Source organism: Bradyrhizobium sp. OK095 (genome assembly GCF_900109945.1).
In the GTDB taxonomy this organism is placed as follows: domain Bacteria; phylum Pseudomonadota; class Alphaproteobacteria; order Rhizobiales; family Xanthobacteraceae; genus Bradyrhizobium.
The window spans coordinates 1,044,298-1,067,871 of the sequence record NZ_FOBX01000001.1; the positions used below are offsets into that span (position 1 = coordinate 1,044,298).

At 65.4% G+C, this 23,574-nt stretch carries 17 protein-coding genes; 5 read left to right on the forward strand and 12 right to left on the reverse strand.

Translation table 11 applies throughout. The annotated features are described in order from the left end of the window. Positions 1-292: 292 nt before the first annotated feature. Complete coding sequence (locus BMW89_RS04925) at positions 293-6,007, reverse strand: apolipoprotein A-IV repeat region-like domain-containing protein (protein WP_092023195.1); 5,715 nt, start codon at positions 6,005-6,007, stop codon at positions 293-295. Positions 6,008-6,404: 397 nt separating this feature from the next. On the opposite strand from BMW89_RS04925, the gene BMW89_RS04930 reads away from it, so the two are divergent. Then, positions 6,405-6,779: an Hpt domain-containing protein gene (locus BMW89_RS04930; RefSeq protein WP_092023197.1), complete on the forward strand. Its 375-nt coding sequence runs from the start codon at positions 6,405-6,407 to the stop codon at positions 6,777-6,779. 114 nt (positions 6,780-6,893) lie between these two features. After that, positions 6,894-7,214, forward strand: coding sequence for a 2Fe-2S iron-sulfur cluster-binding protein (locus BMW89_RS04935; RefSeq protein ID WP_092023199.1), 321 nt, complete (start codon positions 6,894-6,896; stop codon positions 7,212-7,214). Between the two features lie 26 nt (positions 7,215-7,240). On the opposite strand, the gene BMW89_RS04940 is transcribed toward BMW89_RS04935, so the two are convergent. Then, positions 7,241-7,708 carry an acyl-CoA thioesterase gene (locus BMW89_RS04940; protein WP_092023201.1) on the reverse strand — a complete coding sequence of 156 codons (468 nt, stop codon included), beginning with the start codon at positions 7,706-7,708 and terminating at the stop codon, positions 7,241-7,243. Positions 7,709-7,890: 182 nt separating this feature from the next. Here BMW89_RS04940 and BMW89_RS04945 point away from each other — a divergent pair, with 182 nt between their 5' ends. Together BMW89_RS04945 and BMW89_RS04950 are read left to right on the forward strand one after the other, a co-directional pair. Then, positions 7,891-8,919, forward strand: a complete 1,029-nt coding sequence (locus BMW89_RS04945) for an NAD(P)/FAD-dependent oxidoreductase (protein ID WP_092023203.1) — start codon at positions 7,891-7,893, stop codon at positions 8,917-8,919. Between the two features lie 107 nt (positions 8,920-9,026). Then, complete coding sequence (locus tag BMW89_RS04950; RefSeq protein ID WP_177195822.1) at positions 9,027-9,650, forward strand: DUF2147 domain-containing protein; 624 nt, start codon at positions 9,027-9,029, stop codon at positions 9,648-9,650. Between the two features lie 95 nt (positions 9,651-9,745). On the opposite strand, the gene BMW89_RS04955 is transcribed toward BMW89_RS04950, so the two are convergent. Then, positions 9,746-10,885 (reverse strand): hypothetical protein, encoded by a 1,140-nt coding sequence (locus tag BMW89_RS04955; protein ID WP_092023207.1) that lies wholly within the window; start codon positions 10,883-10,885, stop codon positions 9,746-9,748. Positions 10,886-11,241: 356 nt separating this feature from the next. Between BMW89_RS04955 and BMW89_RS04960 the strand changes: the two genes are divergently transcribed. Then, positions 11,242-11,598 (forward strand): hypothetical protein, encoded by a 357-nt coding sequence (locus tag BMW89_RS04960; RefSeq protein ID WP_092023209.1) that lies wholly within the window; start codon positions 11,242-11,244, stop codon positions 11,596-11,598. Positions 11,599-11,649: 51 nt separating this feature from the next. Here the strand turns inward: BMW89_RS04960 and BMW89_RS04965 are convergent, their stop codons facing one another. From BMW89_RS04965 to BMW89_RS05005, 9 genes are all read right to left on the reverse strand, one after another. After that, on the reverse strand, positions 11,650-11,919 hold the full coding sequence (locus tag BMW89_RS04965; RefSeq protein ID WP_177195823.1) for a hypothetical protein: 270 nt from the start codon (positions 11,917-11,919) through the stop codon (positions 11,650-11,652). A gap of 191 nt (positions 11,920-12,110) precedes the next feature. Continuing rightward, positions 12,111-13,316 carry a mandelate racemase/muconate lactonizing enzyme family protein gene (locus BMW89_RS04970; protein WP_092023213.1) on the reverse strand — a complete coding sequence of 402 codons (1,206 nt, stop codon included), beginning with the start codon at positions 13,314-13,316 and terminating at the stop codon, positions 12,111-12,113. 34 nt (positions 13,317-13,350) lie between these two features. Further along, entirely contained in the window at positions 13,351-14,892 is a 1,542-nt protein-coding gene (garD, locus tag BMW89_RS04975; protein ID WP_092023215.1) for a galactarate dehydratase, read from the reverse strand. Between the two features lie 118 nt (positions 14,893-15,010). Continuing rightward, the gene (locus BMW89_RS04980) at positions 15,011-16,459 is read right to left on the reverse strand and encodes an aldehyde dehydrogenase family protein (protein WP_092023217.1); all 1,449 of its coding nucleotides are present in this window, start codon (positions 16,457-16,459) and stop codon (positions 15,011-15,013) included. An 18-nt stretch (positions 16,460-16,477) separates the two neighbouring features. Next, the gene (gene gudD, locus BMW89_RS04985; RefSeq protein ID WP_092023219.1) at positions 16,478-17,821 is read right to left on the reverse strand and encodes a glucarate dehydratase; all 1,344 of its coding nucleotides are present in this window, start codon (positions 17,819-17,821) and stop codon (positions 16,478-16,480) included. A gap of 23 nt (positions 17,822-17,844) precedes the next feature. Then, complete coding sequence (gene kdgD / locus BMW89_RS04990; protein WP_092023221.1) at positions 17,845-18,789, reverse strand: 5-dehydro-4-deoxyglucarate dehydratase; 945 nt, start codon at positions 18,787-18,789, stop codon at positions 17,845-17,847. A 130-nt stretch (positions 18,790-18,919) separates the two neighbouring features. Continuing rightward, complete coding sequence (locus tag BMW89_RS04995; RefSeq protein WP_092023223.1) at positions 18,920-19,825, reverse strand: LysR family transcriptional regulator; 906 nt, start codon at positions 19,823-19,825, stop codon at positions 18,920-18,922. A gap of 126 nt (positions 19,826-19,951) precedes the next feature. Next, positions 19,952-21,304 (reverse strand): MFS transporter, encoded by a 1,353-nt coding sequence (locus tag BMW89_RS05000; RefSeq protein WP_177195824.1) that lies wholly within the window; start codon positions 21,302-21,304, stop codon positions 19,952-19,954. Between the two features lie 273 nt (positions 21,305-21,577). Beyond that, positions 21,578-23,533 carry an SGNH/GDSL hydrolase family protein gene (locus tag BMW89_RS05005; protein WP_092023429.1) on the reverse strand — a complete coding sequence of 652 codons (1,956 nt, stop codon included), beginning with the start codon at positions 23,531-23,533 and terminating at the stop codon, positions 21,578-21,580. Positions 23,534-23,574 lie beyond the last annotated feature (41 nt).

Genomic DNA, 23,574 nt, shown 5'->3' on the forward strand with positions numbered 1-23,574 from the left:
CGTGTAGTCGACGGATCTCTCCTCGTTATCGCAGCGTCCGGTCTCGTGTCCCGGACGCGCTGCAGCGTGTAACGCTGCTGCGCAGAGCCGGGACCCAGAACGCAGCACGGTAAAATGCAGCGCGATGGGCCCCGGCTCTGCAGCGCACCGCCGAAGAGGCGCTGCGCAGCGTCCGGGGCACGAGAGTGCCGGGTGACGCGCAAGCTTTCTCAACGGCATCCTCGCAAGGACGAGCTCAAACAAAAACGGAGGCCGCGAGGCCTCCGTTTTCTCATTCGTTATTTGTTGTCGCTCACCCCAGCCGGCCCGCGCTGTGCGCGAGCAGCGTGTAGACCAACCCCGTCTCCGAGGTCAGGTGGTTGCGCAGCTCCTGCGGGCCGCGGCCGTCGCGGGCGACTTCGTCGAGCAGGCGTTCGAACTCGGCGACATAGCGGTCGACCGTGGCCTTGAAGTTGCGATCGGAACGGTACTTGCGGGCGACCTCGTCAAAGGCCTTCTGGCCGGCGGGCGTGTAGAGGCGCTTGGTGAAGGCCTTGTTCTCGCCGCGCTGGTAGCGGTCCCACATCTCGGCGGCTAGGTTGCGGTCCATCAGCCGGCCGATGTCGAGCGACAGCGATTCCAGCGGATTGCTGCTGGCCTGCGGGGCCTGCGGCTGCGGCGCGGGTGCCGCACGGCCGCGGGGCGCCTCACGACCGGTCGGCGCGCCCTGGTTGGCGTCCGTGCGGTTGAGGAGGTCCGACAGCCAGCCGTCACGGCCCTGGTCGTTGCTGGAGGGCGCAACCGGCGGCGCTTCGGTGCGGCGCGAGGGGGCGGGCATGCCGAGGTCCGGCGGCGGCAGCGTGGAGGCGCTGCCGGTGTCGCGGCCGCGGGTCTCGGTGCTGCGCGCGCCGGCGGTTGCCATCATCGGCTCTTCCTGCTGGCGCTGGACGGCGACAGAAGCGCGGCCCGTCGTCGAGACGTCGAGACCACGGCCATGCTGGGCCACGATGCGGTTGAGCTCGGCGAGGGCCTCGATCTGGTCGACGATCACCTTGCGCATCTGCGCAGTGCTCTCGGCGGCCTCCTGCGGCATCTCGAGCACGCCGCGGCGCAGCTCGTTGCGGGTGGCTTCGAGCTCGTTGTGCATCTCGAAGGCCATCTGCTTCATGCTGGAGACGAGATTGGAGAACTTCTCGGTCGACTGCTTGAACATCGCATCCGCCTCGTCCGTGGTCTGGCGGTAGATGTCGTGCATGGACTCGACGGTCTGGCGGTGCTCCTCCTCCGACGCCGCGCGCACGGCCTCGAACTGGCGGGTGATCGCGGCGGAACCTGCGCCGGCGGTCTCCGCGACCACGCGGGCGATGTCGCGGGCACGCTCTTCGGCGGCGGCCAGCGATTCATCGAGCAGGCCGGTGAAGCGCGACAGGCGCTGGTCGAGATCGGTCGTGCGCAGGTCGATCGTGGTGACGAGCGATTCCAGCCCGAGCTTGCGTTCGGCGAGCGAGGCGGTGGTGTTCTTGTTGCTCTGCTCCACAACCTGGGCGGCTTCGACGAGCGCCTTGCCGTGCGCGTCGAACTGGGTCGACAGCTCGCCGAGATCCTGGAGCGCCCGCGTGGTCTTCGTATTGAAGACGTTGAGCTGGTCTTCCAGGTTCTGCGTCGCCGCGCCGTTGCGCGAGGTGACGTCGTTCATCGCCGAGACGAAGTCGGCGACACGTGTCACCAGCGCCCGCTCGAGCGAATTGAGGTTGTCGTGCGCACCGGTCAGCACCTCCTGGAGCAGGATGTTGCCTTCGCGCAGCCGCTCGAACAGGGCGACCGTGTCGGTGCGCAGGATCTTGCTGGTCTCCTGCATCTCGGTGACGGCCGCAATCGACACCTGGCGCGACTGGTCGATCGCCGAGCGCGAGGCCTGCTCGAGGTCCTTGAGCGACTTGTTGACCGCGCCGGTGGCCATCTCGCTTGCCGAGTTGATGGTCCGGGCCACCTCGGAGCCGTTGCCCATCATGGTCTGCGAGAACGCGGTACCGCGAGTCTCGATCGACTTCAGCGCGTCGGAGGTGACGCGATCGATGTCGAGCGTGAGCTGGCTGGTCTTCGAGCCGATCGCATCCACGAGCGAGCCGCGCTTGGCGTCGATCATGTTCGAGAGGCGGTCGGCCTGCTGCTGCACATAGGTGACGATTTCGTCGGTCTTGCCGGTCATGGCCTGGCCGAAGCTGCTGCTGGCGGCGAGCACCGAGCGCTCGACGTCCGCCGAACTCGACTTGACCCGCGAGCTCGCCTCGTTGGAGGCGTTGATCAGCGCGTTCTGGGCGTTCATTGCGCTGGTCTGGATGTCGTTGGTCGCATTCGCGGTGGCTGCGCCGAGCGCACGCTCGATCTCGGTCGAGATCGTGCGGATCTGGCTCGCGGCATCCGCCGAGGTCGAGGTCAGCGAGGTCTGCGCCTCGCGCGCGCTGTTGAGGATGGTCGAGGCGGTGTCGGCACCGACCGCGGTCAGCGTGCGCTCGATGTCGGTGGTCAGCGACTTGATCTGGCTGGCCGCATCGGTCGAGGCGGAGATCAGCGTGCCCTGGGCCTCGCGGACGCCGCTGGTGAGCGCCTCGATGGTGGCGCCGCCGGCGGTCGCCAGCGCGCGCTGCATCTCGGCTGCGAGCGAACGGACCTGGCCGGTCTGTTCGGCCGAGACGGAGAGCAGGGTGCTCTGGGCGTCGCGGGCGCTGGTGGTGATCGTCTCGGCGGTCGACTGGCCGACCTGAGAGAGCGAACGATGCACTTCGGCCGCGAGCGACTTGACCTGGCTCGCCGCATCCGTGGACGCATTGACGAGCGTGCTTTGCGCTTCGCGGGCGCCGGTCATGATGGTCTCTGCCGTCGAGGTGCCGGCCATCGAGAGCGAGCGCTGCACGTCGGAGGACAGCGCCTTGATCTGGTTGGCGGTCTCGCTCGAGGCCGCGATCAGCGCGCTCTGCGCGTCGCGGGCGCCGGCGGTGATCGCCTCGGCCGTGGTGGTGCCGGCCAGCGACAGCGAGCGCTGCACGTCGGCGGTGAGCGTCTTGACGTGGTTGGCCGCGTCCGATGAGGCCGTGACGAGCGTGGTCTGCACCTCGCGGGCGCCGGCCAGGATCGAGGCTGCGGTGGCAGAACCGGTCGCCGACAGCGTGCGCTCGACGTCGGCTGCGAGACCCTTGATCTGGTTGGAGGCATCGCCGGAGGCGGCGACCAGGGTCGACTGCGCTTCGCGGGCGCTGGTCAGGATCGAGTTCGCAGCACCGGTGCCGACCGCAGTCAGCGCGCGCTCGACCTCGGCGGAGGTCATCTTGAGCTGGGCGTTGACGTCGGAGGAGACCGTCATCAGCGATTGCTGCGCGGTGCGCGCACCGGTCTGGATCGTCTCGCTGGTGTTGACGACGAGGTTGGTGAGCGAGCGCTCGGCGTCCTCGACATGCGAGCGGATCGCGGTCGAGATCATTTCGGCGCGGGACATCATGTCCTCGCTGGCCTGGCGGCCGCTGCTTTCGATGCGGCCGGCGACGGCCTCGACACGCGAGCCGAGCAGGTCCTCGAACTGCGCCACGCGCACGTCGATGTCGCTGGCGACCGAGCCGACCTTGGTCTCGATGGCCTGGTGGATCTCCTGGAAGCGCGCCGTGACCGTGTCGGTCAGATGCATGCTGCGGCCGTCGATGACCTCGGTGACGCCGGTGATGCGGCGGTCAACCGCCTCGATCGCCTGCGCGGTGCCGTCGGTGAGCGTCGAGGTCAGCAGTGTGAGACGGGTGTCGATCGACTGCACGGCCTGCGAGGCGCCGTTGGTCACGGCGGTGGTCAGGTAGGTGAGGCGGGAGTCGATGGATTCGAGCGCCTGCGTCGCGCCGCCCGTCAGGGTCGTCGTGAGGTGCGTCAGTCGGGTGTCGATCGAATGGATGGTCTGCGAGGCGCCATCGGTCAGCGAGGTCGTGAGGTAGTTGAGGCGGGTATCGATCTGCTCGATGGCCTGCGACGCGCCGTCGGTCAGCGACGTCGTGAGGTGGGTGAGGCGGGAGTCGATCGACTGGATCGCCTGCGCGGCACCGTCGGTCAGCGTCGAGGAGAGCGTATTGAGACGACCGTCGATGGTCTCGGTCACCGACCTGGCGCGGGTGTCGAACGACTGCTCGAGCGCGCCGACGCGACCGCCGAGCTGCTCGTCGAAGGTCTTGATGTGGCCTTCGATCGTGCTGTCGAGGCCGGCGATCTTGCCGTTCAGCGAGGCATCGAGATGGGTGACGCGTTCGCCGACCGTGGTCTCGAACTGCAGCAGGCGCTGGTCGAGCACCGCCGTGATCGCGCCGCCGTTGGAGGTGAAGCGGGTGTCGAAATTGTCGACATAGGTCTTCAGCGACTCATTGATGTCGTGGGTGCGCTGGCCCATCCGCTCGACGATCTCGCCGCCGAACGTCTTCACGGTGCGGTCGAACTCGGAGATGTGGCGGGTGATCAGCGCGCCCAGCGTGCCGGAATCTCGGGCGAACTTCTCGACCAGCTCGGTGCCCTGGTTCTTCACCAGCTCGTCGAACGCGCTCATCTGCAGCGACAGCGAGTCGTGCGCGGTCTCGGTCTGGCTCACGACCTTCGCGACGAGGGTGTTGACGGTGGCGTCGAGCGCCTCGCTGGCCTTGTCGCCGGAGGTCATGATGTGGCCGGCGAGGCGGTTGCCGGCGTCGTCGATCTTGGCGGAGAGGTCGTTGGAGCGCAGCTCGAGCTCGAGCAGCAGCGAGTCCGACGAATTCTTGAGGCTATCGTGCACCTGCTCGGTGCGATCGGAGATGCCGTCGACGATCGCCGAGGAGCGCTGCTCGAATTCGCCGGTGATGCGGTCGATGCGCTCGTTCAGCATCTCGTGGACGCGGTCGGCGAGGTCGACGAACTCGTCGTGGACGTGGCCGGTCTTGAAGTTGAGGCTGGTGGTCAGCCGCTCGCTGGCGTCGAGCACGGCGCGCGTGGTCTCGTTGCTGGCTTCCTCGAGGCGGTCGAGCAGGTCGCCGCCGCGCTCGCCCAGAGCGAGGATCATGTTGTCGCCGGCATTGCTCAGAGCGCCCGTGATGTGGGCACCGCGCTCTTCGAGAGCGCCAGTGATGGACTTGGCAACCTCGTCGACGCGCGAGGCGATCGCGTCCGAGATCAGGGCGATGTCGTGGCGCAGATCGATCTGTACGCCGGAGATGGCGCTGCGGACCTGCTCGGCCTGGCCGACCAGATTGTCGCGCTGATGGGCGATGTCCTGGAGCAGGGCGCGAATGCGCACTTCATTGTCGGAATAGGCGCGTTCGAGCGCTGCGACCTCGTTGGCGACCAGCGTCTCGAGCTCGCCAGCGCGCGCAATGGCGCGCTCGATGCCGTCGCCCATCGCCGCGACCTCGCGGCGGATGGCCTGGCCGACGGTGACCATGGAATCGGAGGCCGAGCCTTCCGGCTCGGAGAAGCGGATCGCGACCTGCGCCATCGCCTGTGCGACCGAACTCATTTGCTGGCCGCGCCAGACCAGGCTCGCCAGGAAGAAGAACAGCATGATCGGCGCGAAGAACATCGTGACGAGGCCGGCAATCGCCAACACGCCGCCACTCTGGCCCATCGCCGCCTGGATCGAGGGCAGGAAGCCGACCGTCAGCGCGGCGCAGGCCGCGAGCCAGACGAGGGTGAAGATGATCGCGCCGGTGTAGATGTTGCGGGTCGGGCGTGCCGTCTGCAACGTCTGCAGCAGCTGGCCGATGGTCGCACGGTCGTCGTTTGCGGCGCGGCGCTGGGAACGCGGCTCCTCGATCGGGTCGAACACGGCACGTTCGTTGGCGGCAGGACGCGGCTCGAAGTTCGGCTCGTCGAACATCGGGGGAGCGGGCGGCGCCATGGAAGATGCCGTTTCGTTGCGCATGGATGCGCTGCGGCTGGTATCGGCCGCGGTGTCGCTGATGTTCAGGGCTTCCTGGATCGCAGAAAGCGCAACTTCCGTGGGGTCTTTGGCCTTTTTCGGAGTGTTTGCCATGTTCAGTCCGAGCCCTCGTTACTTTTACGCGTCCCCCCGCGAGCCCCGCGCGCTACGCAAGCTCACAGACCGGATCATGCCGCTTACGCGGATTTCCGAGCCGTCCCCACCCGGACGGCTTGTCCGCCAATTTCCAAAACATCCTATTGGCAGAGCGTCGCGAATGAAATGCCTGCGATTAAGACAATCTTAATCATCGTTAACAGGATCGCGCCGTAACGCCTTAGCAATAAATGAAATTCTCCACCGGACTCGCCGGATTGCGGCAACTTTTCGGCAATAAACGGGCAGAATTAGGTAAAACAGCCCAAACATTTCGTTAACCATTTTCATGCTTGGGTGGGCGGAACCTGACCGCCGTACCGGCGGACCATCGTGCGATGCCGGGGCCTGCGCCATGACGCCTGAACTGCAACGGATGGACTGGATGCCCTCGCCCCCGCTTGCACCGATCGACAGCCCGCTCGATTTCGACCATCTCTCCCGGATGACGCTCGGCGATTCCGAGCTGGAACAGGAAGTGCTCGCGATGTTTGCCGAGCAGGCGGTCCGCCTGATCGCGGCCATGGCGGCGCTGCCGACTGATGCCGGCGCGCTCGCCCACAAGCTCAAGGGCTCGGCGCGCGGGATCGGCGCCTTTGCGGTGGCGGACGCCGCCGCAAGCCTGGAGACCGCAATCCGGATCGGCCACAACCAGCCCCACGCCTTCGCCGCGCTGAAAGAGGCGGTGGCCGAGGTCCGCGCCGCCATCGAGACGATCCTGAAGCACTAGGCCGGCGATCCCCGTAAAAAGCGCGCGGCCTACGCACTAGCGCGGGCCTGATCGACCCGTTATAGGACAGCCCAGACCCTCCTTTTTCCCAAGATCGCGGCAGCACGAGCACACATGGCCAAAATTCACTTTGTCGATCACAAGGGCGAAACCCGCACGGTGGACGTCGAGAACGGCGCGACCGTGATGGAAGCCGCCATCCGTAACAGCATCCCCGGTATCGAAGCCGAATGCGGCGGTGCCTGTGCCTGCGCGACTTGCCACGTCTATGTCGACGAAGCCTGGCGCGAGAAGGTCGGCAGCCCGACACCGATGGAAGAGGACATGCTCGACTTCGGCTTCGACGTTCGCCCGAACTCGCGCCTGTCCTGCCAGATCAAGGTCGCCGACGAGCTCGACGGGCTGGTCGTGGCGACGCCGGAACGCCAGGCCTAAACATTTCAGGCCTAAACATTTCTCGTCTATGCGGCGGGCGGCGCGACCTCGATGCCGCGCTTGTGCCAGGGTCTGAACTTCTCGATCACCTCTGCGGTCAGCGGCGCCGGCCGCCGCGTCGCCTCGTCGAGCAGGACGCCGACGGACGTCGCCGACGCAATGCACGTCCCGTTTGAAAACACGACCTGCTCGAAGGTCACCGACGTCCGTCCCAGCTTCACGACGCCAAGGCCGAGCTCGATCGTGCTCGGCCAGTGCAGCTCGGCGCGGAAATGCATATCGAGCCGCACCATGATCCAGGCGAGGCCCGGCGGGGTCAGCCCGTATTCGGGAAGCTTCATCAGCGTGACGCGGCCGGTCTCGAAATAAGTGGCATAGACCGCGTTGTTGACGTGCTGGTTCGGATCGAGATCGCCGAAGCGGACGTTGTCGCTGAGGCGAAAAGGGAAGTCCTCCAGGCGCGGCGTCGTATCGAGGCGGCTTGGTGCGTTCACCGATTGATCTCCATCATATCGCATCCCGTTACAGCCCAGTTATCCTGACCCGGCAAGTGGGTACGGCTGCGGGGCGCTCTCGCTTTTATGCCTTCCCTGATCCATCCCCGTTGGCTAGACAGGCAGGGTCACCTCTGCCCACCGGGCGCCGTCCAACCGATAACCATCGACAAAGAGACGACATGAGCGACGTGATCAAAACCGATGTGCTGATTATTGGCGCCGGCCCTTGCGGCCTGTTCGCCGCCTTCGAGCTTGGCCTTCTCGACATGAAGGCGCATTTCGTCGACATCCTCGACAAGGTCGGGGGCCAGTGCGCCGAGCTCTATCCGGAAAAGCCAATCTACGACATTCCCGGCATTCCACAGGTCTCCGGCCAGGGCCTCACCGAAGCGCTGATGGAGCAGATCAAGCCGTTCCACCCGACCTTCCATCTCGGCGAGATGATCGAGACGGTCGAGAAGATCGGCGATCCCGGATTTCGCTGCACCACTGACGCCGGGAAGGTGTTCGAATGCAAGGTGGTGGTGATCGCGGCGGGTGGCGGCTCGTTCCAGCCGAAGCGGCCGCCGGTGCCGGGCATCGAGGCCTATGAGGGCAGCTCGGTGCACTACGCCGTGCGCAAGATGGAGACGTTCCGCGACAAGAACGTGCTGATCGTCGGCGGCGGCGATTCCGCGCTCGACTGGACGCTCAATCTGCATCCACTCGCCAAGCGGGTCACGCTGCTGCACCGGCGCGATGATTTTCGCGCCGCGCCCCACAGCGTCGAACAGATGCGTGCGCTGGTGGCCGACGGCAAGATGGATCTGCGGCTCGGCCAGGTCACCGCGCTCTCCGGCGCCGATGGCAAGCTGACCGGCGCCACCGTCAAGGGTAACGACAACAGCGTGAGCGAAGTTTCCTGCGACGCCCTGCTGCCGTTCTTCGGCCTGACCATGAAGCTCGGTCCGGTCGCGAACTGGGGCATTGCATTGGAGAACAATCTGGTGCCGGTCGAGACGTCAGCGTTCGAGACCAACGTACCCGGCATCTTCGCCATCGGCGACATCAACACCTATCCCGGCAAGATCAAGCTGATCCTGTGCGGCTTCCACGAGGGCGCGCTGATGTCGCAAAAAGCCCATCGCTACGTCTATCCAGATAAGCGGCTCGTGTTCCAGTACACGACCTCGTCCTCCAGCCTGCAAAAGAAGCTGGGTGTCAACTAACGGCGGCGGGAACGGGCGGCGATGCCCCATGTTTCTGGTGCTGGAATCGTTCGCGAAATCGCCGTAGTCTGCGGCCATTCAAGTCGCGGCTTAGCAAGGTGATCATAATGCGGAATCTCTTTTTCAGCTTTCGGCTGCTCTCGCTGCTCGCGCTCGCGCTGTCATTCGGCGCGGTGAACCCGGCTGCTGCGCAAGCCCCGGCCGCGGTGCCGGCCCAGCCAACCGCCGCGGGCCTTTGGCAGAAGGTCGAGGACGGCAAGACGGTGGGATGGTTCCTCTTCATCGACCACAACGGCATCTTCGAAGGCGTGATCGCAAAGACCTTTCCGCGGCCCGGCGACGACCCGAACGAAATCTGCGCGAAATGCGCCGACGATCGGAAGAACGCGCCGGTGCTCGGGCTCTCCTTCATCCGCGACATGAAGCGCGACGGAATGGGATTGAAGTATGAAGGTGGCAACGTGGTCAATCCGCGCGACGGCAACATCTGGAAGGCCAAGATGTCGGTAAGCCCGGACGGGCAGACGCTGACTATGCGCGGCTTCCTCGGCATCTCCCTGTTCGGCAAGGACGAGACCTGGCAGCGCCTTCCGGACGCCAGCATCGCCGAAGTCGATCCCGCCATCGTCGCCAAATATCTCCCCGCGCAGGCCGCCGCGACCAAGCCGCCGCCCGCGCCTGCGACCAAGAAGGGCGGCGCGATGATGATGGCGCCGGCGGCGAAGAAGTAGGCTGCTAGCGCATCCCTTTGTAGCCCGCATGAGCGAAGCGATCTGCGGGGTCGCTTTTCCCGGGTATCGCTGCGCTCACCCGGCTACGGAAACCGTCAATACGTCCGCGCCTTCTTGCACGGCGCATAGAACGTGCCGTTGCCGGCGGCGACGCGCTCGAGGCATTGGCGCGGATCGGTGATCTCGCCGTCGACTTGGAAATAATAGGCCTGCGATCCCAGGCTCAGGACGTAATATCCCGGCGCAAGCTCAAGCTCTGAATCGCTGGCGTGAAGCTCGTACATCTCGGCCTTGCCCGGAATCGGCGAGACCCGGAACGGATAGGAGAAGTTGCGGATGACCCCGACATCGTCTCCGCCGCTCGACGTCTTGCCTGCGGCGTCAGTTGAAAACTCCCTGACTTTCGCGGCAACCCGGACTTCGACGCGCTCCGGGATCACGTTTGCAATATCGCGGCGGAACACGATGAACTTGACGCGGCCGTTCGGCAGATGCGGCCGATCAGGCTTCTTGAACTCCGGTGAAATCGCGATGCGCATGTCCGGCGCCATCACGCCGGTCGCGTTCAACTCCGCCAGCGACTTGTCGTCGATCAATGCGTAGATGCCGTAGTCGGTCGGAAGCACCCGCGTCGGCGGAGGCGGGACCGGCGTCACCATTTCCGGCTTGGCAACCGTGATCGTCGTCTCCGGCTTGGGCGCGACCAGCGCGATCTCCGAAGGCTGCGATGACATCAGCCGGCGCAGCGACGCGATATTCTCGCGCTGCGAGACGATCAGGATGACTGCGCCGACGGCAAGCAGGATAGCCGCCGTGCGCTTGATCACGGGGAGAAGCGGGCCCGAGATCGCAGGCGGCTTGCTGCGCGGCCTGCCGATTCCCGATGGCAAAACCGTCGCGTCGCCGGACACCAGAAGACCGCCCGTCTCCTTTGACGATGTGAGTTGTTGCGACGGCAGGCGCTCGAGCGGCGCCGCGTCACGCGAGAACTTCTCGACCTCCTCGATGGCGACCTCGAGAGCGCGCTTCATCTGGTCGATGTTCTTGGCGTCGGCGTAGGTGAACTGCTCCTGGAGCTTGTAGCGGGCAAGATCGTAGACCATCTGCCGCCTGGCCTCCGGATCCTCCTTCACCGTATCCAGCATGCGCGAAATCACGAGCGCAAACTGCACCTGGTTCGCGGGCAAATCGGTCGGGTCCTGCTGGCTGGGAAGCAGGTCTTTCGAATCACTCATAGCGCTGACGGTCCGATGCCAGTCACGACAGCACCCGATTTCTCTAATCGAAACAGCTGGTTAAACAATGCGATAAGGTTCGCGGCAATGTTCGTACACGTCCCGGCGCGCCAAGGAAAGCCTCGAAAACAGCTGCGTTAAATCGCCGGCGCGTCACATCTGCACGACGCGCACGATCGTGGGCAAGTGCGTGCGGCAGTAGTTCCCCGGAATGCACGCTGGCGCCGGATTTGCATAGCTGTCGCAAAGCTGCCGGGGGAGCTGAGTCGCTGTCTCTGCGCCTGCCGCCACCGCGCGGCAGGCGGACGGCGGTGCCTGTCCCTCGCGGCGCTGACTTCGATCCGCGGGAAGACGACATGAGACTTGCAAGACCGTGTGCGGCGATGCTGCTCGGTTTGACGGCGCTGCTGGCGACGTCGGCGCAGGCACGCGACGACGGACGCTACGCCAACTCGCCGCTCAAACCCTGGTTCGAGAGCCTGCATAGCGAATACGGGCAATGCTGCTCGGATGCCGACGGCTATGTCGTCGCCGATGTCGATTGGGAATCCGACAAGGGGCGTTACCGCGTGCACCTCGATGACGAATGGGTCGTCGTGCCCGACGGCGCCGTCCTCACCGAGCCGAACAAGATCGGCCGCACCATGGTGTGGAAGCACTACATCGACGGCCATCCGCGCGTGCGCTGCTTCATGCCGGGCAGCATGACGTAGAGGTGAGACGTCTTTCCGGGACGACGCACGCCCCGGAAAGACAGGAGTCGCTCAGCGCGCCTCGCTCTCCGCATTCACACTCGCAAGCCGCTTCACGCGCGGCGACAGCACCGACATTTGCGCGGGCGAGGCGGGCATGCCGGCGACGATCATCGCGGGCGCAGTCGACGGCTCCTCGACGCCGGTGCCGCCGAGCACCTGGACTTGCGTCGCCGAGATCGGAAACGACTTCACTTCGTAAGAGGGCAGCTCGCCGGCGAATGCACCGGCCGAGCTCGCAATCATCGCGGCGGAAACGGCAATCATTGTGAGAATACGCATTGGAAAATCTCCGTTGAAGATATCAATCGGAGGTTTGGTCGCGGCACTGCGGCAACAGGTTCGCTTGTATGCGAACATTCGATCGCTGCCAGCGGATAAATTTGGTTGCGTGATACGACGGCACGAAACGAGGACGAAGTTTTCCGCGCCAATGTTTCCGGACGGTTTCGCGAAAAACCGACGATCCCGCTTCACGCGCCGACTTTGGACTCTCGCACCACTGCATCAGCACGTCGGCGCAGGTCCGGATTGAGGGCGAGCCCGAGGCCAGGCGTGGTCGGCGCCAACACGATGCCGTTGTTCACGGCGGGCAGCGCCGTGACGAGATCGCGATACCAGGTCGACAGCGTCGCGCGCACGACTTCCTGGAAAATCGCGGTCGGAGTATGCAGCGCCAGATGCAGGCCGGCCATCAGCGCCACCGGACCGGTACAGTCGTGCGGCGCAAGCGGCTTGTTGTAGGCCTCCGCCAGCGCCGCAATCTTGCGCGCTTCGCTCAGGCCGCCGCACCAGGCGATGTCGAGCATCACCACGTCGACGGCGTCGGCCGCGAGCAGATTGCGGAAGCTCGCCGCGCCGGCCAACGTCTCACTGCCGCAGATCGGTGTTTTCACGCGCCGCCTGAGGTCCGCGAGGCCTTGCACATCGTCCATCTTGTTGAGGGGATCCTCGACCCAGAACACGCCGTAGTCTTCGAGTGCGCGGCAGATCCGTTCGGCGCTGTGCGTGCCCCACAGGCTATGCAGCTCGCACATGATCTCGATGCGATCGCCGACCGCATCTCGGATTTTTCGGAATGGCTCAAGCCCGATCTTGAGGTCGGTGAGCGAGATCGAATGGCCCCCGTTGGCGGCAAACGGATCGAACGGCCAGATCTTCATGGCGCCGTAGCCTTCGCTGAGCAGGCTCTCGGCGAGTGCACCAGCGTCGCGCATGAAGGCGACCTGGTCGTCATAGGGGCCGAGCGCGGCATCATCAGCGCCGATTTCACGGCGTCTCGCGCTCTTGGTGTTATAGGCATAGCCGGCGCAGGTGTTGTAGGCGCGGATCTCCAGCCGGCTCGCGCCGCCGAGCGCCTCGTGCACGGGAATGCCGTGGCGCTGGCCCTTGATGTCCCACAGCGCGATGTCGATGGCGCTTGCCGCGCGGACCTCGGCGCTGACGCTGTGAAAGCCGAGATAGGGCGTCAGTAACTGGCGCGAGATCGCTTCGATGCGGCGCGAGTCCTGGCCGAGCACCAGCGGTGCCGCGAGCTCGTGCACGGCGGCCTCGACGGCTTGCGCGCCGCGAAAGCTTTCACCGAGGCCCGTCAGCCCTTCATCGGTCTCGATCTCGACCCAGATCAGGTTGGGCCGCTCGTCGATGCGGATCGTGCGCAGTGTCGTGATGCGGGACATTGAGACGTCCTCTTGTGGGTGCGCTTGCCGGCCTTCAGGTCACCGGCGCAGGATTGAACAGCGTGAGATCGTTGTGGATGCCCCAGCGATCCGACCACGGTTTTGTCCGGCCGCTAGCGACGTCGAGGATCAGGCGGAACAGGTCCCAGCCGGTTTCCTCGATGGTCTTCTCGCCGGTGGCGATGCCGCCGGCGTCGAAATCGATCAAATCCTTCCAGCGTCGTGCGAGCTCGGTGCGGGTCGCGACCTTGATCACGGGCGCAGCCGCAAGACCATAGGGCGTGCCGCGGCCGGTGGTGAACACTTGCAGCGTCATGCCGGAGGCAAGCTGGAGCGTGCCGCAGATGAAGTCGGAGGCGGGCGTTGCCGCAAACAGCATGCCCTTCCGCGTCGCCCTCTCGCCGGGCGAAAGCACGCCGGTGATCGCGGACGAGCCGGACTTCACAATCGAGCCCAATGACTTCTCGACGATATTGGCGAGGCCGCCCTTCTTGTTGCCGGGCGTGGTGTTGGCGCTGCGATCGGCGCCGCCGCGTGCGAGATAAGAATCGTACCAGGCCATCTCGCGCACCAGCGCGCGCCCGACATCCTCGTTGATGGCGCGGCGGGTGAGGAGCTGGATGGCGTCGCGCACTTCCGTCACTTCCGAGAACATCACGGTGGCACCGGCGCGCACCAGCAGGTCCGCTGCGAAGCCGAGGGCGGGGTTGGCGGTGACGCCGGAGAACGCGTCGCTGCCGCCGCATTGCAGGCCGATGACGAGATCGGCGGCCGGGCAGGTCTCGCGGGTGCGCTTGTTGAGGATCTTCAGGCGGGCTTCGGCCTGGGTCATGATCGCATCGACGATGGCACCAAAGCCGTCGAAGGCTTCGTCCTGCATCCGCACGATGGCGTCGCTGATGCCTTCGGGCACCAGCCGCTCCGGTGCGAGCTTCTCGCAGCCGAGGCTGATGACCAGAATCTCGCCGCCAAAGTTCGGGTTCTGCGCGATATTTTGCAGCGTGCGGATCGGTATCACCGCATCGGGCGCATTGATCGCGACGCCGCAGCCATAGGCGTGCGTCAATGGCACGACGTCGTCGACGTTCGGATATTTTGGCAAGAGTTCAGTGCGGATGCGCTTCACCGCATATTCCATCGTGCCCTTGACGCATTGCACGGAGGAGGAGATGCCGAGGATGTTCTTGGTGCCGACCGAACCGTCGGTATTGCGAAAACCCTCGAAGGTAAAACCTTCGAGCGGCGGCAGTGGTGCGGGGACGGCCGTGGAGATCTCGAGCTTGTCGAGGTCAGGGGCCTCTGGCATGCGAATGCGGGCTTCATCGACCCATTCGCCGGCCAGGATCGGCAAGAGCGCGTGACCGATCACCTCGCCATAGCGGATGATCGGTGTGCCTTCCGCGATATCGACCAGTGCCGTCTTGTGCCCCTGCGGCACGAAGGCGCGCAGCGTCAGCCCGCAGGCGAAGCGGGAGCCGGCGGGAAGCCCGAAATCATTGACCACGATCGCGACATTGTCGCGCTCGTTGAGCTTGATGTAGCGGGGCTGCTCTTTCGCTGCGACGTCCTGGTCCATGGGAGGACTCCGAAGTGTAGGGTGGGTTAGCCGAAGGCGTAACCCACCAATATCTCTATCCGCGGAAGCAGAAGAGGTGGATTACGCTTACGCTAATCCACCCTACGATCGTGGCCTATCAACCCGGAAAGGTATAGGCCGTCTTCACCGTCGTGTAGAACTCGCGCGCATAGGAGCCCTGCTCGCGGGCGCCGTAGCTCGAGCCCTTCCGGCCACCGAACGGCACGTGATAGTCGACGCCGGCGGTCGGCAGATTGACCATCACCATGCCGGACTCGCTGTTGCGCTTGTAGTGCGAGGCGTATTTCAGGCTGCTCGTGCAGATGCCGGAGGCGAGGCCGAACTCGGTGTCGTTGGAGATCGCCAGCGCCTCGTCGTAGTTCTTGGCGCGGATCACGGCGGCGACGGGACCGAAGACCTCCTCGCGCGAGATGCGCATGTTGTTGTTGGCCTCGGTGAACAGCGCCGGCTGAAGGTAATGACCGGGCGTCTCGCGCTTGAGCAGCTCGCCGCCGAAGGCGAGCTTTGCGCCCTCGTCCTGGCCGATCTTGATGTAGCGCAGGTCCTGGTCGAGCTGGCTCTGGTCGACCACCGGGCCGATATGCACGCCGGCCTTGAGCGCGTCGTCCACCGTCAGGCCGCTCAAGCGCTCGGTCATCGCCGCGACGAAGCGGTCGTGGATGCCCTCGGTGACGATCAGGCGCGAGGACGCCGTGCAGCGCTGGCCGGTCGAGAAATAGGAGCCGTTGATGGCGACTTCGACGGCGGTCTTCAGGTCGGCGTCGTCGAGCACGACCAGCGGATTCTTGCCGCCCATCTCGAGCTGGAATTTCTTCATCGGGTTCGAGAGCACGCAGGCCTGCGCGATCTTGCGGCCGGTCTGCACCGAGCCGGTGAAGGAGATCCCGGCGACATCCGGATGCTCAAGCAGGGTCTGGCCGACCACCGAGCCGGAGCCGACCACAAGGTTGAACACGCCGGCGGGAATGCCGGAGCGGGTGATGATCTCGGACAGCGCATGCGCCGAGCCCGGCACCAGCTCAGCCGGCTTGAACACCACGGTGTTGCCGTAGCAGAGTGCGGGCGCGATCTTCCAGGCGGGGATCGCAATCGGGAAATTCCAGGGCGTGATCATGCCGATGACGCCGACCGGCTCGCGGGTGAGCTCAACGTCGAGGCCGGGACGGACAGACGCGCCCTTTTCGCCGATCAGGCGCAGCGCTTCACCTGCAAAGAACGCAAAGATCTGGCCGGCGCGCGCGACCTCGCCGATACCCTCCGGGAGCGTCTTGCCTTCCTCGCGCGCCAGAAGACGACCAAGCTCTTCCTTGCGGGCGATGATCTCGAGAGAAATCTTGTTCAGCGCGTCATAGCGCACCTGCGGCGTCGACTGCGCCCAGGCGGGGAAGGCGGCCTTGGCGGCGGCGATTGCCTTCTCGGTCTGCGCCTTGTCGGCCTTGGCGTATTCGCCGACGAGATCATTGGTGTTGGAGGGGTTGATGTTCTTGGTGACGCCGGAGCCGTCGACCCATTCGCCGCCGATGAAGTTCTTCAGGATCGCAGTCATCTCATTCCTCCAGAATTTTTAACGAACCAGGCAAGGACGCTTGTCGTCAAACGTCCAGCCGGGGATCAAATCCTGCATGGCTGTAGCGTCATCGCGGGCGCCGAGTCCATGCTTCTTGTAGAGTTCATGCGCGGCCTCGATGGCCGCGCGGTCGATCTCGATGCCGAGGCCCGGCCTGTCAGGCACGGCGATCTTGCCGCCCTTGATCTGGAGCGGCTCTCTCGTGAGCGCCTGGCCGTCCTGCCAGATCCAGTGGGTGTCGATCGCGGTGACCTTGCCGGGGGCTGCGGCGCCGACATGGGTGAACATGGCGAGCGAGATGTCAAAGTGGTTGTTGGAGTGCGATCCCCAGGTCAGGCCGTTGTCGCGGCAGGTCTGGGCGACGCGCACCGATCCCTGCATGGTCCAGAAATGGGGATCGGCCAGCGGAATGTCCACCGCGCCGAGGCGCAGGGCATGGGAGAGCTGGCGCCAGTCGGTGGCGATCATGTTGGTCGCCGTCGGAAGCCCCGTGGCGCGGCGGAACTCGGCCATGATCTCGCGGCCGGAGAATCCGGCCTCGGCACCGCAGGGGTCCTCGGCATAAGCGAGGATGCCGTGCATGTTCTTGCAGAGGCTGATCGCCTCGTCGAGCGACCAGGCGCCGTTGGGATCGAGGGTCACGCGTGCGTTGGGGAACCGCTTGGCGATCGCGGCGACGGCCTCGATCTCCTGCTCGCCGCGGAGCACGCCGCCCTTGAGCTTGAAGTCGGCGAAGCCGTAGTGGTCGTGGGTGGCCTCAGCGAGCCGCACCACGGTGTCCGGCGTCATCGCCTGCCGATGGCGAAGGTTGAACCAGTCGGGCTTGCCGGTCTCGCCCTGGACGTAATTCAGCTTCGACTTGCTGATATCGCCGACGAAGAAGAGATAGCCGAGCGTCTCGACGCTCTTGCGCTGCTGGCCTTCGCCGAGAAGCGCTGCGACCGGCAAATTGAGATGCTGGCCGAGCAGGTCGAGCAGCGCGGATTCGATCGCCGTGACCGCATGGATCATGACGCGGAGATCAAAAGTCTGCTTGCCGCGGCCGCCGGCGTCGCGGTCGGCGAAGGCGGTGCGGATGTCGGCCAAAATGTTATTCATCGCGCCGACGGTCTTGCCGATCACGAGATCCCTGGCGTCCTGGAGGGTCTGCCAGATCTTTTGCCCGCCCGGCACCTCGCCGACGCCGGTGTGGCCGGCATTGTCGGTGAGGATGACGATGTTGCGGGTGAAGAACGGCGCATGCGCGCCGCTCAGATTGAGGAGCATGCTGTCGCGGCCGGCGACCGGGATCACCTGCATCGATGTGACGATTGGTGCGCCAGAGATATCAGTCTGGGCCATCGCACGCTCCTCCCTGTTGTCTCTTATTCTGCAGCTTGTTGTGACGATCGGATGGCGGGCAGATTTTTCACCAGCGCGGCCACTTCCGCTATCTCCTGCTCGGTCAAATCGGTGAGCGGCGGGCGGACCGGACCGGAATCGCGGCCGATCACCTTCATGCCGGCCTTGATGATCGAGACCGCGTAACCCTTCTTGCGGTTGCGGATCGCGATCAGCGGCAGGATGAAGTTCTTCAGCCCGGCATTGATCGTCTCATGGTCGCGCTTGCGAACCGCTGCGTAGAAGTTGGTCGCGAACTCCGGCACGAAGTTGAACACGGCCGAGGAATAGGTCGTCACGCCCATGTCCAGATAGGGCAGCGCGAAGGTTTCCGCGGTCGGGAGGCCGCCGACATAGGTCAGGCGATCGCCGAGCTTGGTGTAGACGCGGGTCATCAGCTCGATGTCGCCGATGCCGTCCTTGTAGCCGACGAGGTTCGGGCAGCGCTCGGCGAGGCGGGCCAGCGTGTCCGGCTGGAGGATGGCGTTGTCGCGGTTGTAGACGATGACGCCGATCTTCACGGAGGCGCAGATCGCCTCGACATGGGCGGCAAGGCCGTCCTGCTCGGCATGGGTGAGATAGGGCGGCAGCAGCAGCAGGCCGTCGGCGCCGGCCTTTTCCGCGCCGATCGCGATCTCGCGCGCGGTGGCGGTGCCGTAGCCGGTGCCGGCGAGCACGGGGACGCGGCCCTTGGTCTCGTCGACGGCGATCTTGACCACCTGCGGCACTTCAGACGGCGTCAGCGAGAAGAACTCGCCGGTGCCGCCGGCAGCGAACAGGCCGGCGACATCATAGCCGCACAGCCAGTCCATGTTGGCGCGATAGGTCGCCTCGTCGAAGGAATAGTCAGCCTTGAACGGCGTGACGGGGAAGGACAGGAGGCCCGATCCGATCTTCTGGGCCATTTCCTGGGGGGTCATCTTGCTCACGAGCGCTGCTCCCTGATTGCGTGTTGTGGAGGACGCGGGCTTGAGGCCTGCGCGTCCATGCGCCGTGGTTTAGGAGACCGTTCGATGCGCGTCCAAGCCAAAGCCTATATCGACCGATGCGGATTGAGCATCAATCCTCCATCACCTCCGCGGAGGACAATTCGCCGGCGATTTTGACCAGCGCCGCCAGCAGCGGATCCTCGTTGTCGCGGCGCCAGACCATGAACAGCTCGACGGGAACACGCGTGCGCAGCTTCAGGGGGCGCAGCCGCACGTCCGCGATCTTCAGGCTCGCCGCCGCCGCCGGCACGATGGCAAGGCCGAGGCCGGCGCGCACCATGGCGAGGATCGAGTGGATCTGGCTCAGATGCTGGACATAGCGCGGCAGGATGTCGGCGCGGGTGAACAGCGCCACCAGCAGATCGTGGAAGTAGCGGCTCTCATAGGGCGAATACATCACGAAGGGCTGGCCGTCGAAATCCTTGATGGTGATGCTCTCCGCATTCGCCAGCGGATGTTTCTTCGGGATCGCGGCGAGCAGGGGCTCGGCGACGACGCGGCGGCTGGTCAGCTCGGGGCGCGCGATCGGCGGCCGCAGCAAACCTGCGTCGATCTGGCCCGAGGTCAGCGCCTCGAACTGGTCGCCCGAGACCATCTCCTTCAGCGAGAAATCGACCTCGGGCAGCCTGGCGCGGCAGGCCGCGACGAGCTCGGGGAGGAAGCCGTAGGCGGCGGCGGCCGTGAAGCCGATCTTCAGCGAGCCGGTCTTCCCGAGTGCGATGCGGCGGGCGACCTGGGAGGCGCTTTCCGCAAGCTTCAGGATGCGCCGCGCCTCCGGCAGGAAGCTGCGCCCCGCCGGTGTCAGGCGCACCGAACGGCTGGTGCGCTCGAGCAGCGGAGCGTCGATGATGTGCTCGAGCACCTGGATCTGCCGCGACAGCGGCGGCTGGGTCATGTTCAGCCGCACGGCGGCGCGGCCGAAATGCAATTCCTCCGCGACTGTGACGAAACAGCGGAGCTGGTTGAGGTCGAACATCGATACATGCCTTAGATGAATAAGGCGTTTCCCCGGCACTTCTAGCATCGATCACTCCCAAAACAAAGACGGCGGCTGAAGAAGCCGCCGTTGAGTTGCCTGTCCCGCTCCGATTACTCGGAGCGCTCAGGAGGAACGTTTGAGCACCACCCGCTCGATCTTGCCGACGATCACGAGGTAGGCGAACGCCGCCACCAGCGCATTGGCGCCGACGAACACCAGCGCCCCGTTGAAGGAGCCGGTCGCGGCCAGGATGTAGCCGATCACGATCGGGGTGGTGATCGAGGAGAGGTTGCCGAAACTGTTGAACAGTCCGCCGGAGACGCCGCCGGCTTCCTTGGGCGAGGTGTCGGAGACGACAGCCCAGCCGAGTGCGCCGATGCCCTTGCCGAAGAAGGCGAGCGCCATGAAGCCGACCACCAGCGCCTGGCCGTCGACATAGTTGCAGGCGATGATCGACATCGACAGCAGCATGCCGCCGACGATCGGAATCTTGCGCGCCATGGTCAGCGAGCCCGTCTTGCGCAGGATCGCATCCGAGATGATGCCGCCGAGCACGCCGCCGATGAAGCCGCACAGCGCCGGCAGCGTCGCGACGAAACCGGCCTGCAGGATCGACAGGCCGCGCTCCTTGACGAGGTAGACCGGGAACCAGGTCAGGAAGAAATAGGTCAGCGTGTTGATGCAGTACTGGCCGAGATAGACGCCGAGCATCATGCGGTTGGAGAGCAGCTGGCGGATGTGGTCCCACCCGGAGCCGGACTCGGGCGCGCGCGCGTGCTTCAGATCGTCTTTGGGCGCGTCGAGATCGACCAGCGCGCCTCCCTCCTTGATGTAGTCGAACTCGGCCTCGTTGATGCCGGGATGCTCCTTCGGGCCGTACACCGTCTTGATCCAGGCCAGGCCCATGATGACGCCGAGCCCGCCCATCACGAAGAACACGTAGCGCCAGCCGTAATCATGCGCGATCCAGCCCATCAGCGGCGCGAAGATCACGGTCGCGAAATACTGCCCCGAATTGAAGAAGGCCGACGCGGTGCCGCGCTCATTGCCTGGAAACCAGGCCGCGACGATGCGGGCATTGGCGGGGAAGGACGGCGCTTCCGCGACGCCGACCAGGAGGCGAAGCGCGAACAGCACGGTGATCGCCGTGCCGGCGCTGAGGAAGCCGACCCAGCCCTGCATCATCGTGAACAGCGACCAGACGATGATGCTGAAGGCATAGACGAGGCGCGAGCCGTAGCGGTCGAGCAGCCAGCCGCCCGGCACTTGGGCTGCGACATAGGACCAGCCGAAAGCCGAGAAGATCCAGCCCATGGCGATGGGATCGAGATGCAGCTCCTTGGAGAGCGCGGGGCCCGCGATCGACAGCGTGGCGCGGTCGGCATAGTTGACGGTCGTGACCAGGAACAACATGGTCACGATGAACAACCTGACGCGAGACCTCCTCACGTCCGTTGCGGACACCACTGCGCTCATCACGCGCCTCCTTAGAACTTGAAATGTTTCCTCACGACGACTCCTAGAGGCGCGCGCGGCAAAGTGTCCAAGCTCAAAGGGGTATCGATTGATACCGTTTTTGGATTGATGGAACGGCAGGTGGGTGGGAACGACGGTGGCGTGAGAGCCGAGATGCGATCCCCAATCTCGTCATTGCGAGCGCAGCGAAGCAATCCAGAATCTTTCCGCGGAGGGACTCTGGATTGCTTCGCTGCGCTCGCAATGACGGAAGGAGAGAGCTCGCTCTTGCTTCTACTGCTGCGCGCTCGGCAATAGCGGTGCGAGCAGGCTGCGCGTCACGCCCGGCGGCACCGCATCCAGCCCGAGCACGGTGCTCGCAGCCGGCAGTGTGGCATCAGCCATCGCAGCATGGCCTTCCGCGCTGGGATGCACGGCGCCGCCATACACCGCCGAGAGCACGCCCCAGGTCGCATCGTGGATGTCGGTCGGCTGGCTCGCCGCCGGCAGGCCTTGCGGATAGGTCATCGCGGCGAAATAGCTGTCATTGGCATCGCGGATCCAGCGTGCGCGGGGCAGGTAGGCGCGGTATTCCGAGGCGCCGCGGCCGCACAGCATCGGCTGGCTCGCCGCGGCCACGATGTCGGGATTGAAGCTCTTGCCGTTCTCGGCGAAACACGAGCGGTCGAATTCGGGATCGTTGCCCGAATGCGCGCAAAAACCGTGATCGGCAAACGCGGCCTGATGCGAATCCACGAAGGTCATGCGGTCGGCTTCGGGATCGCGGCACAGCGCGCCGCGCGTGCAGGTGGCGAGCCCCTTCAGCTGCGGCAGGAATTCAGTGTCGACGAAGGTCGAGACGCGGGTAAGCCGCTGCGGATCGGCGTTGAAGGACGGATGGATGTCGAAGCCGCCGCGGCCGCCACGGCACGGTGCGCCGCCGTCGGCGAGCGCCGGATTGGCGTAGGAGACGTAAACCACGTGCGAGAGGTCGCCGCCGACCAGCGGCTTCAGCGCTTCACGTAGCTTGACGAAATTCTGCGGCAGCTCGCGCGCCAGCGCATCGCGGGAATCGTCGACGCTCGCCATCACGCCGGAGCGGCGGAACAGCGCGCGCTCGGTCGCGGTCTCGACGATGACGTCGGCGACGAGGCCGGAGAAGTAGATGTCGTTGGCGCCGACCGACAGCAGCACGAGGTCGAGGTTGCGGTCCGGCTGGCGCTTCCTCGCCGCGGTAAGTGCCTCGCGCAGCTCGGCGACCTGCGCGTTGACGCTGGTGTTGCAGACGCCGGTTTTGCCGGGCGGGCATTCGCGGGCGCGCTGCGAGCCGAGCAACCCGTCGCTGATGCTGGCGCCGGTGCAGGCGAGCGGCAGGAAGGTCACGGCGATGTGGGTGTAGCGCACCGCGAGCGCCAGCGCGGTGCGGGCCTGGTAGCTGTAGAGCGAGCGATGGCAGGGCGAGTTGAACCAGAGCGCGCTGTAGTGCTGCCAGTTGGCGAGCGTATCCGGCGCCTCGCAGGCGCGCCCGCCCTTATATCCAGCCCGGCTCGGCCGGTAGTATTGGCCTCCGCCGGCAGTGCCTAGATAGGAGCGGAAGCAGAAGCCTTCGTCCGACAGCGGCAGCGGCCGGTCCGGATTGCCTTCGCCGGAGGCGATGCTGTCCCCGAGACCGGCGATGAAGACGTCGCGGACCTGGATCTCGGTCTGGACGCGCTGGGTCGGATCGGCGCCGGAGGAGACGTCGACGCTTGCGACCGTCTGCTTGCCGTAGCGGACGCGTAAATTGATCGGCTCGGCGCAGTCGAAGGTCGAGGTCTGCGGTCCGTCGCCGTCCTCGAACGACCAGGCGCAGGTGGCCCCGACCGGCACCGCGCCGGTCAGCCGCACCGTGACCGGGTGGTCGACGGGCGTGATGTAGTTCTCTTTGACGTTGTCGCGGGTGCAGGGCTGGTTGACCCGGCCCTGAAGGTCGATGCAGAGCCGGTTGACCATGTTGCGGGCCCAGCCGCGGCCCTCGCTCTGGAGCTCCAGCGACTGCTCGGCGGCGAGGATGCTGCGGTTACGCGCATTCTCGACATGGAGCTGGAAATCACGCTCTTCCCGGAACAGCCGGAAGCGATTGCGCACCTCCCAGGATATTTGCATCGCGCCGGCGTCCTGCGCGGTGGCGCGCGGAAGCGGCAAAACGGTCAGAATCCCGACAAGCAGCACGGCGCTGGCGGAGAAGGTACGAAGGAATACTGAGATCATGGCCCGCGTCTTCAACGGCAAAGTTGAGGCGGAAATAAGAG